The 15,415-nt window shown below is 53.0% G+C and carries 14 protein-coding genes; 8 read left to right on the plus strand and 6 right to left on the minus strand.

Going from position 1 to position 15,415, the window contains the following annotated elements; translation table 11 throughout:
* The first annotated feature begins 1 nt into the window (after position 1).
* The 4 genes from glnA (at position 2) to ABR39_RS25495 (ending at position 4,276) form a co-directional block, all read left to right on the plus strand.
* The gene (gene glnA, locus ABR39_RS01875; RefSeq protein ID WP_023333896.1) at positions 2 to 1,411 is read left to right on the plus strand and encodes a glutamate--ammonia ligase; all 1,410 of its coding nucleotides are present in this window, start codon (positions 2 to 4) and stop codon (positions 1,409 to 1,411) included.
* Positions 1,412 to 1,581: 170 nt separating this feature from the next.
* The gene (gene glnL, locus ABR39_RS01880) at positions 1,582 to 2,631 is read left to right on the plus strand and encodes a nitrogen regulation protein NR(II) (protein WP_014885760.1); all 1,050 of its coding nucleotides are present in this window, start codon (positions 1,582 to 1,584) and stop codon (positions 2,629 to 2,631) included.
* A gap of 11 nt (positions 2,632 to 2,642) precedes the next feature.
* Positions 2,643 to 4,055, plus strand: coding sequence for a nitrogen regulation protein NR(I) (gene glnG / locus ABR39_RS01885; RefSeq protein WP_023309765.1), 1,413 nt, complete (start codon positions 2,643 to 2,645; stop codon positions 4,053 to 4,055).
* A gap of 110 nt (positions 4,056 to 4,165) precedes the next feature.
* Positions 4,166 to 4,276 carry a YshB family small membrane protein gene (locus ABR39_RS25495; RefSeq protein ID WP_032670298.1) on the plus strand — a complete coding sequence of 37 codons (111 nt, stop codon included), beginning with the start codon at positions 4,166 to 4,168 and terminating at the stop codon, positions 4,274 to 4,276.
* Between the two features lie 73 nt (positions 4,277 to 4,349).
* Here the strand turns inward: ABR39_RS25495 and hemN are convergent, their stop codons facing one another.
* Together hemN and yihI are read right to left on the minus strand one after the other, a co-directional pair.
* Positions 4,350 to 5,723 carry an oxygen-independent coproporphyrinogen III oxidase gene (gene hemN / locus ABR39_RS01890; RefSeq protein ID WP_047345537.1) on the minus strand — a complete coding sequence of 458 codons (1,374 nt, stop codon included), beginning with the start codon at positions 5,721 to 5,723 and terminating at the stop codon, positions 4,350 to 4,352.
* Positions 5,724 to 5,911: 188 nt separating this feature from the next.
* Positions 5,912 to 6,427, minus strand: a complete 516-nt coding sequence (gene yihI / locus ABR39_RS01895; RefSeq protein ID WP_047345538.1) for a Der GTPase-activating protein YihI — start codon at positions 6,425 to 6,427, stop codon at positions 5,912 to 5,914.
* A gap of 577 nt (positions 6,428 to 7,004) precedes the next feature.
* On the opposite strand from yihI, the gene yihA reads away from it, so the two are divergent.
* Complete coding sequence (yihA, locus tag ABR39_RS01900; protein ID WP_023309768.1) at positions 7,005 to 7,634, plus strand: ribosome biogenesis GTP-binding protein YihA/YsxC; 630 nt, start codon at positions 7,005 to 7,007, stop codon at positions 7,632 to 7,634.
* Between the two features lie 310 nt (positions 7,635 to 7,944).
* On the opposite strand, the gene polA is transcribed toward yihA, so the two are convergent.
* Positions 7,945 to 10,737 (minus strand): DNA polymerase I, encoded by a 2,793-nt coding sequence (polA, locus tag ABR39_RS01905; RefSeq protein WP_047345539.1) that lies wholly within the window; start codon positions 10,735 to 10,737, stop codon positions 7,945 to 7,947.
* Between the two features lie 440 nt (positions 10,738 to 11,177).
* On the opposite strand from polA, the gene ABR39_RS01910 reads away from it, so the two are divergent.
* Positions 11,178 to 12,086 carry an acyltransferase gene (locus tag ABR39_RS01910; RefSeq protein WP_047345545.1) on the plus strand — a complete coding sequence of 303 codons (909 nt, stop codon included), beginning with the start codon at positions 11,178 to 11,180 and terminating at the stop codon, positions 12,084 to 12,086.
* A gap of 22 nt (positions 12,087 to 12,108) precedes the next feature.
* Here ABR39_RS01910 and dsbA read toward each other — a convergent pair whose 3' ends face one another.
* The 3 genes from dsbA to ABR39_RS01925 all read right to left on the minus strand — a co-directional run bounded on the left by dsbA (position 12,109) and on the right by ABR39_RS01925 (position 14,091).
* Positions 12,109 to 12,732 carry a thiol:disulfide interchange protein DsbA gene (gene dsbA / locus ABR39_RS01915; RefSeq protein WP_047345540.1) on the minus strand — a complete coding sequence of 208 codons (624 nt, stop codon included), beginning with the start codon at positions 12,730 to 12,732 and terminating at the stop codon, positions 12,109 to 12,111.
* A gap of 27 nt (positions 12,733 to 12,759) precedes the next feature.
* A complete protein-coding gene (locus ABR39_RS01920; protein ID WP_047345541.1) occupies positions 12,760 to 13,746 on the minus strand; it encodes a serine/threonine protein kinase in 987 nt (328 codons plus the stop codon).
* A 75-nt stretch (positions 13,747 to 13,821) separates the two neighbouring features.
* Positions 13,822 to 14,091 carry a YihD family protein gene (locus ABR39_RS01925; RefSeq protein ID WP_003861904.1) on the minus strand — a complete coding sequence of 90 codons (270 nt, stop codon included), beginning with the start codon at positions 14,089 to 14,091 and terminating at the stop codon, positions 13,822 to 13,824.
* A 68-nt stretch (positions 14,092 to 14,159) separates the two neighbouring features.
* On the opposite strand from ABR39_RS01925, the gene mobA reads away from it, so the two are divergent.
* Entirely contained in the window at positions 14,160 to 14,744 is a 585-nt protein-coding gene (mobA, locus tag ABR39_RS01930; protein ID WP_047345542.1) for a molybdenum cofactor guanylyltransferase MobA, read from the plus strand.
* Positions 14,741 to 15,244 carry a molybdopterin-guanine dinucleotide biosynthesis protein MobB gene (gene mobB / locus ABR39_RS01935; RefSeq protein WP_047345543.1) on the plus strand — a complete coding sequence of 168 codons (504 nt, stop codon included), beginning with the start codon at positions 14,741 to 14,743 and terminating at the stop codon, positions 15,242 to 15,244. Before mobA ends, mobB begins: the two co-directional genes overlap by 4 nt.
* Positions 15,245 to 15,415: the final 171 nt, after the last annotated feature.

The raw sequence follows: 15,415 nt of genomic DNA on the forward strand, positions 1-15,415 counted from the left end.
TATGTCCGCTGAACACGTTTTGACGATGCTGAACGAACATGAAGTGAAGTTTGTTGATCTGCGCTTCACCGATACCAAAGGTAAAGAACAGCACGTCACAATCCCTGCTCATCAGGTGAACGCCGAATTCTTTGAAGAAGGCAAAATGTTTGACGGCTCCTCCATTGGTGGCTGGAAAGGCATTAACGAATCCGACATGGTTCTGATGCCAGACGCGACCACTGCGCTCATTGACCCGTTCTTCGAAGAACCGACTCTGATCATCCGTTGCGACATCCTCGAGCCAGGCACCCTGCAGGGCTACGACCGCGACCCACGTTCTATCGCGAAACGCGCTGAAGAGTACCTGCGTTCTACCGGCATCGCAGACACCGTTCTGTTCGGGCCAGAGCCAGAGTTCTTCCTGTTTGACGACATCCGTTTCGGCGCTTCAATTTCTGGTTCCCACGTGGCTATCGATGACATCGAAGGCGCATGGAACTCTTCCACCAAATACGAAGGTGGTAACAAAGGTCACCGTCCTGGCGTGAAAGGCGGTTACTTCCCGGTTCCTCCGGTCGATTCTTCACAGGACATCCGTTCTACCATGTGTCTGATCATGGAAGAGATGGGCCTGGTTGTTGAAGCTCACCACCACGAAGTGGCGACCGCTGGCCAGAACGAAATCGCAACCCGCTTCAACACCATGACCAAAAAAGCGGATGAGATTCAGATCTACAAATACGTTGTGCACAACGTTGCGCACCGTTTCGGTAAAACCGCAACCTTCATGCCAAAACCAATGTTTGGTGACAACGGTTCCGGTATGCACTGCCACATGTCTCTGTCCAAGAACGGTACCAACCTGTTCTCTGGCGACAAGTATGCGGGTCTGTCTGAGCAGGCGTTGCACTACATTGGTGGTGTTATCAAACACGCTAAAGCGATCAACGCCCTGGCGAACCCAACCACTAACTCATATAAGCGTCTGGTCCCGGGCTATGAAGCACCAGTTATGCTGGCCTACTCTGCTCGTAACCGTTCTGCTTCTATCCGTATCCCGGTTGTCGCCTCTCCGAAAGCGCGTCGTATCGAAGTGCGCTTCCCGGATCCAGCGGCTAACCCATACCTGTGCTTCGCAGCACTGCTGATGGCGGGTCTGGACGGTATCAAGAACAAGATCCACCCAGGCGAAGCGATGGACAAAAACCTGTACGACCTGCCGCCAGAAGAAGCGAAAGAGATCCCACAGGTTGCTGGCTCTCTGGAAGAAGCCCTCCAGGCGCTGGACGCAGACCGTGAGTTCCTGACTGCCGGTGGCGTGTTCACTGATGAAGCGATTGACGCTTACATCGCCCTGCGTACTGAAGAGAACGACCGCGTACGTATGACTCCGCACCCGGTTGAGTTCGAACTGTACTACAGCGTTTAATAAAGTTGTTTTACCCGGCGTGACAAGCGCCGGGAGTAGTTGCCGTGGAAACTTTTAGCCCATCTCCGGATGGGCTTTTTTCTCCACCAACAACCTGATCTCACGCGCTTTTTACGCCGAAAACGCTATACTGCACTAAATTAGTGCAAACGACTCCAGGAGACTGCTGAATGGCAACTGGCACGCTGCCCGATGCTGGGCAGATCCTCAATTCTTTGATTAACAGCATCTTGCTGGTCGATGACGAGCTGGCTGTTCATTACGCCAACCCGGCGGCGCAGCAGCTGCTTGCCCAAAGCGCACGCAAACTGTTTGGCACCCCGCTTCCGGAACTCCTGAGCTATTTTTCGCTGAATATTGGCCTGATGCAGGAAAGTTTGCAGGCGGGTCAAGGATTCACGGATAACGAAGTGACGCTGGTGATCGACGGGCGCTCGCACATTCTGTCGCTGACCGCGCAACGTCTCCCCGAAGGCATGATCCTGCTTGAGATGGCGCCGATGGATAATCAGCGTCGACTGAGCCAGGAGCAGCTTCAACATGCGCAGCAAATTGCTGCCCGGGACCTGGTACGCGGTCTGGCACATGAAATCAAAAACCCGCTGGGTGGATTACGCGGCGCGGCACAGCTTCTGACCAAGGCGCTGCCCGACCCTGCGCTGGCGGAGTACACCAACGTCATCATTGAGCAGGCAGACCGTCTGCGTAATCTGGTTGACCGTCTTCTCGGACCGCAGCAGCCGGGGATGCATGTCACAGAAAGCATCCATAAAGTGGCCGAACGGGTGGTGAAGCTCGTCTCGATGGAGCTCCCGGAGAACGTCACGCTGGTACGTGATTACGACCCAAGCCTGCCGGAACTGGCGCATGACCCGGATCAGATTGAGCAGGTCCTGTTGAATATTGTGCGCAACGCGCTGCAGGCGCTGGGGCCGGAAGGGGGCGAGATCATTTTACGTACCCGTACCGCCTTCCAGCTCACGTTACACGGCGTGCGCTATCGCCTGGCGGCCCGAATAGACGTCGAGGATAACGGGCCCGGTATTCCATCGCATCTGCAGGACACCCTGTTCTATCCGATGGTAAGCGGTCGCGAAGGCGGGACCGGCCTGGGCTTATCCATCGCCCGCAGTTTGATCGATCAACACTCTGGCAAAATTGAATTTACCAGTTGGCCGGGACATACCGAGTTTTCGGTTTTCCTGCCGATTAAAAAATAAAGGTGACGTTTATGCAACGAGGGATAGTCTGGGTAGTCGATGACGATAGCTCCATCCGTTGGGTGCTTGAACGCGCGCTCACAGGGGCAGGATTAAGCTGCACGACGTTTGAGAGCGGCAGCGAAGTGCTCGACGCACTCACCACCAAAACGCCGGATGTTCTCCTTTCGGATATTCGCATGCCGGGGATGGACGGGCTGGCGCTTTTAAAGCAGATCAAACAACGCCACCCTATGCTTCCGGTCATCATAATGACGGCACACTCCGATTTGGACGCCGCGGTGAGCGCCTACCAGCAAGGGGCGTTCGATTACCTGCCCAAACCGTTTGATATTGACGAAGCGGTGGCGCTGGTTGAGCGCGCGATTAGCCATTATCAGGAGCAGCAACAGCCGCGCCACGCGCCCGATTTTGGGCCAACGACTGACATCATCGGCGAAGCGCCAGCGATGCAGGATGTGTTTCGCATTATTGGCCGCTTGTCCCGCTCGTCCATCAGCGTATTGATCAACGGTGAATCGGGAACCGGTAAAGAGCTTGTGGCACATGCATTACACCGCCACAGCCCGCGGGCAAAAGCGCCGTTTATCGCCCTGAATATGGCGGCGATCCCGAAGGATTTGATTGAATCGGAACTGTTCGGTCATGAAAAAGGGGCGTTTACCGGGGCAAATACCATTCGCCAGGGGCGTTTCGAACAGGCTGATGGCGGCACGCTGTTCCTGGATGAGATCGGCGATATGCCGCTGGATGTCCAGACCCGCCTGCTGCGCGTGCTGGCCGACGGGCAGTTTTATCGCGTGGGCGGCTATGCGCCAGTGAAGGTGGACGTGCGCATTATCGCCGCGACCCACCAGAACCTGGAGCAACGCGTGCAGGAAGGAAAATTCCGCGAGGATTTATTCCATCGCCTGAACGTGATTCGCGTTCATCTGCCGCCGCTGCGTGAACGTCGTGAAGATATCCCTCGCCTGGCGCGTCATTTCCTGCAGGTGGCAGCCCGGGAACTGGGCGTAGAAGCCAAGCAGCTTCATCCGGAAACCGATGCGGCTCTGACGCGTCTGGCGTGGCCGGGCAACGTACGTCAGCTGGAAAATACCTGTCGCTGGTTAACCGTGATGGCCGCCGGGCAGGAAGTGTTGATTCAGGATTTACCGGCCGAGCTGTTTGAAGCGACCGCGCCAGAAAGCAGTACCGGGCACGCGCTGCCGGACAGCTGGGCGACGCTGCTGGCGCAGTGGGCCGACCGCGCGCTGCGTTCCGGTCATCAAAACCTGCTGTCTGAAGCTCAGCCTGAGATGGAGCGTACGTTATTAACCACCGCGCTTCGTCATACTCAGGGTCATAAGCAGGAAGCCGCCCGCCTGCTGGGATGGGGACGTAATACCCTGACGCGCAAGCTTAAAGAGCTGGGAATGGAGTGACCTTTACCGCAGCGTAAAGATTATTAATTGAGCGCAAATTGCCGTTATTTTGCGCTTTACTGTTCCGTTGAGTTTTGTATGATCGTGCCCGGAAATTGAGGGTGAACATCATGCTGGAAACATTAGTAAATATGCTCTCTAGCGGAGCCGCTGAAAGCCACACGCCACAAACCGCCGTTGCGGCTGTGCTGTGTGCGGCGCTGGTTGGGCTGTTTAGCTAGCGGGTTTGAACGTAAAAGCCGGGTGGCGGCTACGCCTTACCCGGCCTACGTTCTGCGCTTTTGAATACCAGGCTTAAATCACCCGCGAGAACTGCTGCAAACGCGCTTTCTGCCGCAGGTAGGCATCAAAGCACATGCAGATGTTACGAATCAACAGACGCCCTTTCGGCGTGACCTCAATCGCACTCTCCGATACATCCACCAGCCCGTCTTTCGCCAGCGGCGCCAGGAGCTTCAGGTCTTCTGCAAAATAATCGCTGAAGTGCAGACCCCACTGCGCTTCCACATCACTGAAATCGAGACGGAAGTTGCAGATAAGCGCCTTAATCACATCCCGACGGATGCAGTCGTCGCGCGTTAACGCAATGCCGCGCCAGAGCGCGTTGCCCGTTTCATCAACCTGCTGATAGTACAGCTTCAGCTCTTTCTGGTTCTGCGCGTAACAGTCGCCAATCATGCTGATGGCGGAAACGCCCATCCCCAGTAAATCGGTATCGCCCTGGGTCGTGTACCCCTGGAAGTTACGGTGCAGTACCCCTTCACGCTGGGCGATAGCCAGCTCGTCATCCGGACGGGCAAAATGATCCATACCGATAAACTGATAGCCGGTTTCGGTCAGCGAGGTAATGGTTTCCTGCAGGATATCCAGCTTCTGTTGGGCAGAAGGCAGGTCGGCATCTTTGATTTTACGCTGAGCGGCAAAGAGCGTCGGAAGATGCGCATAGTTAAAGACGCTTAAGCGATCAGGATTAAGTTCGGCCACGCGCTTCAGCGTGAAGGCGAAGCTTTCCGGCGTCTGCTTTGGCAGGCCGTAAATCAGGTCAATATTGGTCGATGTAAAACCGATCTCACGTGCGTGATTGAGTAAGGCAAAGATAAACTCTTCGTCCTGCTCGCGGTTCACCAGACGCTGGACCTCTTTGTTGAAGTCCTGCACGCCCATGCTCAGGCGGTTGAAGCCCTCTGCGCGTAAATGATCCAGCACATCCAGCTCGATTTCGCGCGGATCGACCTCGATCGAGATTTCAGCGTCGTCGTTAAAATTAAAGTTGCCGCGCAGCAGCGCCATCAAACGGCTGATCTGCGCTTTATTCAGGTACGTTGGCGTGCCGCCGCCCCAGTGCAGCTGGCTGACGTGACGACCGGCAAACAGCGGCGCGCGATGTACAATTTCTTGTTCGAGCGCGTCAAGATATTGGTCGGCTTTGTGCTGCTGACGGGTAACGATTTTATTGCAGCCGCAGAAGTAGCAGAGCTTGTGGCAGAACGGAATATGGACGTAGAGAGACAGCGGACGCTCAGGGTAGCGCGCGACAGCCTGCTGAAAATCATCCTCGCCGAAGGCATCGGAGAACTCCAGCGCGGTGGGGTATGACGTATAACGCGGCCCGGAATAGTTATATTTCTGGATTAGGGCCAAATCCCAGTCGATAGATGGTACAGACATGCTCACTCCTTCCGTTGGTGTCGCGTTCGTATACGGCGGCCCGTTCCGGCCCCATTGCGGGCCATCACTCGGGTGCGCAGCCACTTCTGTCGCCGCGACAACCGCCGTAGTTTAACGAATAACCACACCAGATAACATATAACCGGAAGGGTTATAAGCAGGACTATCGTGCCTGCCGGGTGCAAATGTTAGTTTCCACCCTTCAGAAGACGCATCATATCTTCCTGCTTTTCGTCTTCTTCTTCATCTTCGTCATCGTCGTATGACAGGCCCAGCTTCTGCATCAGTTCATCGATGCGATCCAGTTTGGCATCAACCCATGACTGCTCTTCGGCGGTCAGGGTTTCACCCTCTTCAAGACGTTCCAGCAGCGCGTCCAGGCGCTCATCGTTCTCCAGCAAATCCAGCTCAGCCTGCGGTGAAAGCATAGGTTTCTCGCTCTTTGGTTTGTGCTGCTTAGTGACCGGGGTGTCTGTCACGCCCAGTGGAATGGGAGTTTTACTGCCGATACGAGGATCTTTCTGCTGTTTGCCTTTTGCAGAAGCGCCTGCTGCACCAACACCGCTGGCACGGCTACCCGCAGCATGACCGCGATGTTTTTTATCGCGTTTACGATCGCGCGCTTCCTGGTTCAGTTCTTCGCGCGTTTTGCGGCGTGCTTTTGCAGGGCGTTTCGCGCCCGCAGCGGAGGTTGGTTTTTTCATGATGTTTTATCTTTAAGTCGTTTTCTTCAGTATAGAATTGCGGCGAAATCTAGCAGAAAGCAAGCAAAGAAAAAAGGCGACAGAGCAATCTGTCGCCTTTTTTCCTGACTCACAACCCTTAGTGGGTCAGACAATCCGTGTTTGCCAACAACAAACCCTGTTTATCCCTTGGCTAATACCGTCCGTGATACGGTTCCATTTCCTGTTAAAACGCCTCCAGGCGCTGGTCATCCTGACAATCCTGCGTCTTCGCCTCCTGGCGCTCCTGACCCTAATCCTTAAGTCGATTTCCTGATGGCTTCCTCGCCCTGACGCACACTTTACCTTGTTCGCATAAACTAACAAGCAACGAAACAGTACAAAAAGAGATTTTCAGATAATTACCCGGAAATAAGCTTATGATTTAAAACAGTTTGCATTTTTTAACGCCTGCGAATTCTCTGAAATCTCCCATAGCATCTCTGGTCGATCTCTCACACAGTTTGGGGCTTTAGCCTACAGGTCCATGCAATCAGAAAAGCCTTTTGCCTGCATTCGGGTATAATCCCCCTCAGATTACGATTTTGGAGACGACCACGTGACTACCTGGAACTACCAACAGACGCATTTTGTCACCAGTGCGCCCGATATTCGCCACCTTCCTTCTGATACAGGTATTGAAGTGGCATTTGCTGGCCGCTCCAATGCGGGGAAATCCAGCGCCCTGAATACGCTGACCAATCAGAAGAGCCTGGCGCGTACCTCAAAAACACCTGGCCGTACCCAGCTGATTAACCTGTTTGAAGTGGCAGAAGGCAAACGCCTTGTCGACTTACCGGGATACGGTTACGCACAGGTACCGGAAGAGATGAAAATCAAATGGCAGCGTGCGCTGGGTGAATACCTGGAAAAGCGCCTGTGCCTGAAAGGTCTGGTGGTGTTGATGGATATTCGCCATCCCCTTAAAGATCTGGATCAGCAGATGATCGACTGGGCTGTCGCAAGCGATATCGCCGTGCTGGTACTGCTGACGAAAGCCGATAAGCTGGCAAGCGGTGCGCGCAAAGCGCAGGTGAATATGGTTCGCGAAGCGGTACTGGCTTTCAACGGTGATGTGCAGGTTGAGCCTTTCTCCTCGCTGAAAAAGCAGGGCGTGGACAAGCTGCGTCAGAAGCTCGACACCTGGTTTAGCGAGCTGGAACCCGCGACGGAAGCGGAAGAAGAGTAATACCGAACGCGGCGATGGCCGCGTTTTTTTGCCTGAATTTTTCTTTGCCGCAATAAAAAACGCCCCAGTCATTACTGACTGGGGCGGCTAAAATATTCAGCCAAATCCGATTACGTGAAGTAAAAGGTCTGAAAGATAGAACATCTTACCTCTGTACCCTACGTCGATAACTCTACCCCTTTTTGTGCTGCAGAAAAAGCACTTTTTGTAGTTTTTTTTCATTCTTTACATAGGGAATTCTAATGATCGTCACAAAACGCGCGTTGTTATGTTGCAAACTTACATAAAAAGCGCGTTATGCGAAGAACCGTTAGTGAGCCTGATCCCAGTTTTCGCCACTTCCCACTTCCACCAGCAACGGCACGTCAAGCGTCATGCTGCTTTCCATCAGTTCGTGGATCTTTTTCGATACGGCGTCGAGGTCGTCTTTGTGCACTTCGAATACCAGTTCATCGTGTACCTGCATGATCATTTTCACGCGAGGCTTCTCTTTTTCCAGCCAGGCATCAACGGCGATCATTGCGCGCTTAATAATGTCCGCCGCGGTACCCTGCATCGGGGCGTTGATCGCCGCACGCTCTGCGCCAGCGCGTCGCGCCGCGTTGCTGGATTTGATGTCCGGCAAGTAGAGACGACGGCCATCCAGCGTTTCGACGTAGCCTTTCTCCTTCGCCTGCGCGCGGGTGCGCTCCATATATTCCAGCACGCCCGGGTAGCGTTCGAAGTAGAGGTCCATATACTTTTGCGACTCTTTGCGCGGAATATTGAGCTGGCGCGAAAGGCCGAATGCGCTCATGCCGTAAATTAAACCGAAGTTGATCGCTTTAGCGCTGCGGCGCTGTTCGTTCGTCACGCTGTCCAGCGGCAAGCCGAAGACTTCCGCTGCGGTCGCCCGGTGGATATCCTTCCCTTCGGCAAACGCGGTCAGCAGGCCTTTGTCGCGGGAGAGATGCGCCATAATGCGCAGCTCAATTTGCGAGTAGTCGGCAGAGACAATCAGGTAGTCATCGGGCGCAATAAAAGCCTGACGAATACGACGGCCTTCTTCGTTACGTACCGGGATGTTCTGCAGGTTTGGATCGGTTGACGAGAGACGCCCCGTCGCCGCTACAGCCTGATGATATGAGGTATGCACGCGGCCTGTTTTCGGGTTGATCATCAGCGGGAGCTTGTCGGTGTAGGTAGACTTCAGCTTCGCGAGGCCACGGTACTGCAGAATCACTTTTGGCAGCGGGTAATCCAGCGCCAGCTCTTCCAGCACCTCTTCAGAGGTAGAAGGTGCGCCGCCTGGGGTTTTCTTCAGCGGCTTGATGCCCTGCTTTTCAAACAGAATGGTTTGCAGCTGCTTCGGCGAAGAGAGGTTAAACGGCTCGCCGGCAAGCTCATGCGCTTTTTGCTCAAGCTCGGTCAAGCGCTGGGCGAGCTCGCCGGAGTGGTTATGCAGCACCGTTGGGTCAATCTTCACACCGTTGCGTTCGATGCGGGACAGAACGGGAACCAGCGGCATCTCAATATGCTGGAAAACGTTCAGCGGTCCTTCATGCTTCTGTAGTTTTGGCCACATCTTCAGGTGCAGCTGCAGCGTTACATCAGCATCTTCTGCCGCGTAGCGCCCTGCCTCTTCGAGAGCAATCTGGTTAAAAGTAAGCTGATTTTTCCCTTTACCGGCAATCTCTTCAAACGTGATCGTTTTGTGCTTGAGCCAGCGGTCAGATAAGGAATCCATATCATGACGGCCCGCGACGCTGTCCAGAATGTAGGATTCGAGCATAGTGTCGAAGGCAATCCCGCGCAGTTCAATGCCGTAGTTCTGCAAAATGCCGCGGTCGTACTTTAGATTTTGCCCGACCTTCAGCGCCTTCTCGTCTTCCAGGATCGGCTTCAGCAGCTCAAGCACACGCTCACGGGAGAGCTGTTCCGGCGCATCCAGGTAATCGTGCGCGACGGGCACATAGGCCGCAAGACCGGGCTCAGTTGCAAAGGAGAGGCCCACCATATTGGCAGAGATGTTATCAAGACTGTCGGTTTCGGTATCAAAAGCAAAGACCGGCGCTTTTTTCAGCTTCTCGATCCAGGCAATCAGCTGCGACTCGTCAAGAATGGTTTCATAATTGTCGAAGGAAAGCGCCACGGCTTCTTCTTCCGCCTGCTCTTCTGCGTCAACAACGATCGTCTCCTTCGGCTTTGCAGCAGGTTTAGCCCCTTTTGCCTGTAGCCATTTACCGGCTTCGACGTCAGTGATCCAGCGCTTAAATTCGTATTTCTTAAACAGGGTCAGCAGATCGTCAGCGGAAGGCTGTTGTACCTCCAGCTCTTCACAGCCCAGTTCCAGTTCGACATCGGTTTTGATGGTTGCCAGCTTATAAGAGAGATAAGCCACCTCTTTGTTCTCTTCCAGTTTTCCGGCCATGGTTTTTGCACCACGGAAGGTGAGCCCGGCGATTTTATCCGATTCCGCATATAGCGTATCCAGCCCGCCCAGCCCCTGAAGCAGCGCTTGCGCGGTTTTTTCACCGACGCCCGGAACCCCAGGAATGTTATCCGAGGAGTCCCCCATCAACGCGAGGAAGTCGATAATCAGTTCAGGCGGCACGCCATACTTTGTAACCACCTCTTCAGGCCCCAGAATGGTGTTAGTCATGGTGTTAATCAGGGTGATACCCGGCGTCACCAGCTGTGCCATATCTTTATCGCCGGTGCTGATCAGTACCGGTCGGCCCATTTTTTCAGCTTCACGCGCCAGCGTGCCGATGACGTCATCGGCTTCGACGCCAGAGACGGCCAGCAGCGGCAGGCCCATCGCTTTCACCATGGCGTGCAGCGGCTCAATCTGCGCGCGCAGATCGTCAGGCATTGGCGGACGGTGGGATTTGTAATGCTCAAACAACTCGTCGCGGAACGTTTTGCCTTTCGCATCAAAAACGACTGCCGCATGGGTTGGCTGATACTGAAGAATCAGGCTGCGAAGCATATTCAGCACGCCGTACATTGCGCCGGTAGGTTCCCCTGCGCTGTTGGTCAGAGGAGGAAACGCATGGTACGCCCGATACAGGTAAGAAGAGCCATCGACGAGAATAAGAGGGTTTTCTGGGATCTGAACCATAATGTCCGTGCCTTTAATCAATTTATGCGTAAAGGATGCCACAGAAGGATGAAAACATCAGTTATTAGCGCCAGATACAGGAAAAGATTTTGCGATCGTGAGGATCGCTCGCAAAATTAAAACTGTGGATAAGTTTGTGTATATTTTCACTTCATATGAATAACAGACGCTAAAAACACATAGGCGTTAATATTTAGATCTTAATTATCATATTGTTATACTGTGAGATCTTCTCTATATGGCCATCTGGTGGCAATTTAGTCTATGTGGATATAAGCCTTGATTAGCGCAGAATCACAGAGAAATCTTCTGCGACAGAGGAAAAGCCTCCAGTTCCTCACGTGAAAGCCCCATTACTTTGTCTGTTTTCTGATAGAATCAGCGCCCAGCGCCGAATAGCCGACCGCCCACTTACAGCTAACCATTTGAAAAAGCTCATCATGTCGAGATTGCTCGCTGCAATAACATTACTGTTAAGCATCATTTTAACTATCCTGGTGACTATCGCCTGTTCTGTGCCGATCATTATCGCCGGGATCGTTAAACTGCTGCTGCCTGTACCCGCGGTGTGGCGAGCCGTGTCCGCATTTTGTAATTTCATGATGTACTGCTGGTGTGAAGGACTGGCGATCCTGTTGTGCCTGAACCCGCATCTGAAGTGGGATATCAAAGGGCTGGAGAGCCTCAACAAAAAGAATTGGTACCTGCTGATCTGCAATCACCACAGCTGGGCTGATATCGTGGTGTTGTGTGTGCTTTTCCGCAAACACATCCCGATGAACAAATACTTCCTAAAACAGCAACTCGCCTGGGTACCTTTTATCGGCCTAGCCTGCTGGGCGCTCGATATGCCGTTTATGAAACGTTATTCGCGCAGCTATTTGATTCGTCATCCGGAGCGTCGCGGTAAAGATGTGGAGACCACACGCCGTTCCTGCGAAAAGTTTCGCGCGCATCCAACAACCATCGTGAACTTTGTTGAAGGCTCCCGGTTTACGCAAGAGAAGCACCAACAAACTCGTTCCCCTTATCAGAACCTGCTGCCGCCAAAGGCCGCAGGCATTGCGATGGCGCTTAATGTGCTGGGCACGCAGTTCGATAAGCTCCTTAACGTCACGCTCTGCTATCCGGAAAACGATAAGACGCCGTTCTTCGATATGCTCAGCGGCAAACTGACGCGTATTGTTGTGCGTGTCGATCTGGTCCCGATAGATGCCGAACTGCATGGTGACTACGTTAACGATAAGAATTTCAAGCGTCGTTTCCAGCAGTGGCTTAATGCGCTCTGGAAAGAGAAAGACGAACAGATAGACAGCATTAAATCTACATACAAAAACGCCGGTCAGTGACCGGCGTTTTTACATCAGCGAATTACTTCTTCTCAACCAGGTATTTCACGGTATCAGCGTACTGCTGTACAAAGATATCCATGCTGCTGGTGTCCATACCCTGCATGTTCAGCTGGTATTTACCATTAACAAACATTGCAGGAACGCCCTGAAGCTGCAGGTCAGCCGCCGCTTTTTCCTGCTGAGCCACCAGAGACTTCACCACAAAGCTGTTCCATGCCGCGTCATAGTCTTCACCTTTCACGCCGGCATCTACGAACACTTTACGGATATCCGCAGTGGTCTGAACGGTCTGGGTTTTCTGCACGGCTTCAAACATTGGGGACGTTACCTTATCTTCAACGCCCAGCGCGATAGCTACCGCCCACGCCTGAGTCAGATCTTTACCCAATGGACCCAGGAACTCAACGTGGTACTTGGTCATTTTAGTGCCTTCCGGCAGCTTTTTCTTCACGTTGTCAGAAACATGCAGTACCTGCTCGAACTGATAGCAGTGTGGGCAATAGAACGAGAAGAACTCCAGAACCTGTGGCTCGCCAGCGACAGGCTTGTCCAGCGTGATGTACTGTTTGCCGTCGGTAAACTGCGCTGCAGAAGCGCTAAATGCCAGAATCATACCTGCCAGCGCCAGCCAAATTTTTTTCATGATTAACTCTCTCCTGGGTGTGTCTAATTAATACATCGGCGTTAATTGCAGAGGAGGTTCCTGAAGAACCTTAACCTGCTCAGTAAATGTAGATATCTGGCTACGCCAGTAATCCTCTCCGGTAAGCCACGGGAAATTTCGTGGAAATGCGGGATCGTCCCAACGCCTGATTAACCATGCGAGATAATAAACAAAACGCATAGCACGTAAAGGCTCAATCAGGGCAATTTCGTCTGAATTAAACGGGCTAAACTCTTCATAGGCTTCAATAATGGTTTCAAGCTGCATGCGTTGCTCGGCTTTGTCGCCATTGAGCAGCATCCACAGATCCTGAACCGCTGGGCCCATACGCGCATCATCGAGATCGACAAACAGCGGGCCATCGCGCCAGAGAATATTGCCGGCGTGACAATCGCCATGCAGGCGCAGAACGGAAATATCATCGCGCCAGCAGGTTTTAACCGCAGCAATAAGCTTATCGGTAGCTCTGAGGAAATCTCCCTTTAGCGCATTGGGAATCATTGCAGACGTTTCGAATATTTCACGCGGTTCAAGAAGGTATTCCTGAATCCCGATAGTCGGGCGGGCAGTAAAGGTTTTTTTGCGTCCCGTCTGGTGTATACGCCCCAGATAGCGAGCCACCCACTCCATCTGATCGATATTATCCGCCTCAAACTGGCGACCACCCAGACTTGGGAATACAGCGTAATAAAACCCCTGGTGCGTGAGGAGTGTTTGGTTGTTGAATTTTAGCGGTGCGGCAACGGGGACATCGTCATCCAGCAGATCGTGAGCAAACTGATGCTCTTCCTGAATTTGTTCTGCGGACCAGCGTTCAGGACGATAGAACTTTACGACGAAGCGCTGACGATCCTCATCCTGAAATTGATAGACGCGGTTTTCGTAGCTGTTTAACGGCGTTAGCCCGGAATCCACCCGAATGCCCTGTTCAAACAGGGCATCCATAATGGTGTCCGGGTGTAATGTCTGGAATGTAAAAGCCTGGTCGTTCATCCGATCATCCGGAAATTATACGAATGATTCAGGATATCATCTTGTGGCGATTTCGGTGCCGCCGCTTACAAGCTTTTACTCTTTAATTACGCCTCGGGCGCGCAATAATGCGGTCTTAAAATCTTCCTCATAATCTTTCTGAATACCAGGAATAACAGCATCTTTGGCAGAGTCACGCATTTTGAGGTGGTAGATCAGGATGTCGTCAGAAAGGTCTGCCAGTTCGCCGTCAAAACCTGACTCTTTCGCCAGTTTCTGTAAAAATTGCATCAGATTCAGCTCTGGCTCTTTTTGCCAGGCGGGCTGGAGGAGTTCAATAACTTCATTCAGACGTTTACATTTCATGGTGGTGCTCCTTTCATTTAGAGTGACACGTTAGCAGGGTCAATCCCACAATAAAAGAGGCGATATTCGTGAATCGGGGTCTGGAAATCATTGGCGTGGTTCTGGCGGGTGGCAGAGCAACGCGTATGGGGGGAAAAGATAAGGGGCTTCAACTCCTTAACGGCAAACCCTTATGGCAATGCGTCGCTGATACGCTTGCAGGCCAGGTGACCACAATGGTCATCAGTGCGAACAGGCATATTGGCACTTACCAGCGCAGCGGGTATGCCGTTTATCAGGATAGCCTTGAGGATTACCCGGGACCGCTGGCCGGTATGCTTTCGGTCATGCAACAGTCGCACGGAGAGTGGTTTATGTTCTGTCCCTGCGATACGCCGTTTATTCCGTCCTGCCTTGTCGAGCGTTTGTTACTGTTCCGTGGCGCAGCGCCTGTGGTTTGGGTACATGACGGCGAGCGTGACCATCCTGCTATCGCGTTGATGCACCGCTCGTTAGTGCCCGCCCTGCAGACTTATCTGGCCGCGGGAGAGCGCAGGGTGATGGTCTTTATGCGCGAGTATGGCGGCCATTCCGTTGATTTTAGCGATTTGAAACCAGCGTTTGTGAATGTGAATACGAGTGAAGATTTGCAGAGCATGCAGGAGAAAAGATGATACCTGTTGTAGCCATTTCCGCCTGGAGCGGGACCGGGAAAACCACGCTGCTGAAGAAGCTCATTCCTTCCCTTTGTGCCAGAGGTATTCGTCCAGGGTTGATCAAGCACACCCACCATAATATGGATATCGATAACCCGGGCAAAGATAGCTATGAGTTGCGTAAAGCGGGTGCCGCGCAAACGATGGTGGCAAGTACTCAGCGCTGGGCATTAATGACAGAAACGCCGGATGAGGCACCGCTGGATCTGGCTTATCTGGTTAGCCGGATGGATCATTCCACGCTGGATCTGGTGCTGGTTGAGGGTTTTAAGCATGAGACCGTGCCAAAGATCCTGCTGTTCCGAAGCGATGCCGGGCATGATGTCAGTGAGTTAGCGCTTGATGAGCACGTGATTGCCGTAGCCAGTGATGTTGTGTTGCCGCTGGAGGTTCCGCTGCTGGATTTAAATGATGTGGATGGGATTGCGGAGTTTATTGTTGCGTGGAGTGCGGTCTGACTTGCCGGATGGCGGCTTTGCCTTACCCGGCCTACAAAATTTGGTGGGTCAAAAACGCAAAAAGGCCATCCTTGCGGATGGCCTCTTCACTTAATTGATGCCTGGCAGTTCCCTACTCTCACATGGGGAGACCCCACACTACCATCGGCGCTACGGCGTTTCACTTCTGAG

The sequence above is a fragment of the Enterobacter genomosp. O genome (assembly GCF_001022965.1).
GTDB lineage: Bacteria > Pseudomonadota > Gammaproteobacteria > Enterobacterales > Enterobacteriaceae > Enterobacter > Enterobacter cloacae_L.

Coding starts and splice junctions, on each gene's coding strand:
- yihI (WP_047345538.1), bottom strand. CDS start 6,427: ATGAAAAAACCAACCTCCGCTGCGGGCGCGAAACGCCCTGCAAAAGCA.
- ABR39_RS01920 (WP_047345541.1), bottom strand. CDS start 13,746: ATGAACGACCAGGCTTTTACATTCCAGACATTACACCCGGACACCATT.
- mobB (WP_047345543.1), top strand. CDS start 14,741: ATGATACCTGTTGTAGCCATTTCCGCCTGGAGCGGGACCGGGAAAACC.
- glnG (WP_023309765.1), top strand. CDS start 2,643: ATGCAACGAGGGATAGTCTGGGTAGTCGATGACGATAGCTCCATCCGT.
- ABR39_RS01910 (WP_047345545.1), top strand. CDS start 11,178: ATGTCGAGATTGCTCGCTGCAATAACATTACTGTTAAGCATCATTTTA.
- ABR39_RS01925 (WP_003861904.1), bottom strand. CDS start 14,091: ATGAAATGTAAACGTCTGAATGAAGTTATTGAACTCCTCCAGCCCGCC.
- glnA (WP_023333896.1), top strand. CDS start 2: ATGTCCGCTGAACACGTTTTGACGATGCTGAACGAACATGAAGTGAAG.
- dsbA (WP_047345540.1), bottom strand. CDS start 12,732: ATGAAAAAAATTTGGCTGGCGCTGGCAGGTATGATTCTGGCATTTAGC.
- hemN (WP_047345537.1), bottom strand. CDS start 5,723: ATGTCTGTACCATCTATCGACTGGGATTTGGCCCTAATCCAGAAATAT.
- ABR39_RS25495 (WP_032670298.1), top strand. CDS start 4,166: ATGCTGGAAACATTAGTAAATATGCTCTCTAGCGGAGCCGCTGAAAGC.
- polA (WP_047345539.1), bottom strand. CDS start 10,737: ATGGTTCAGATCCCAGAAAACCCTCTTATTCTCGTCGATGGCTCTTCT.
- glnL (WP_014885760.1), top strand. CDS start 1,582: ATGGCAACTGGCACGCTGCCCGATGCTGGGCAGATCCTCAATTCTTTG.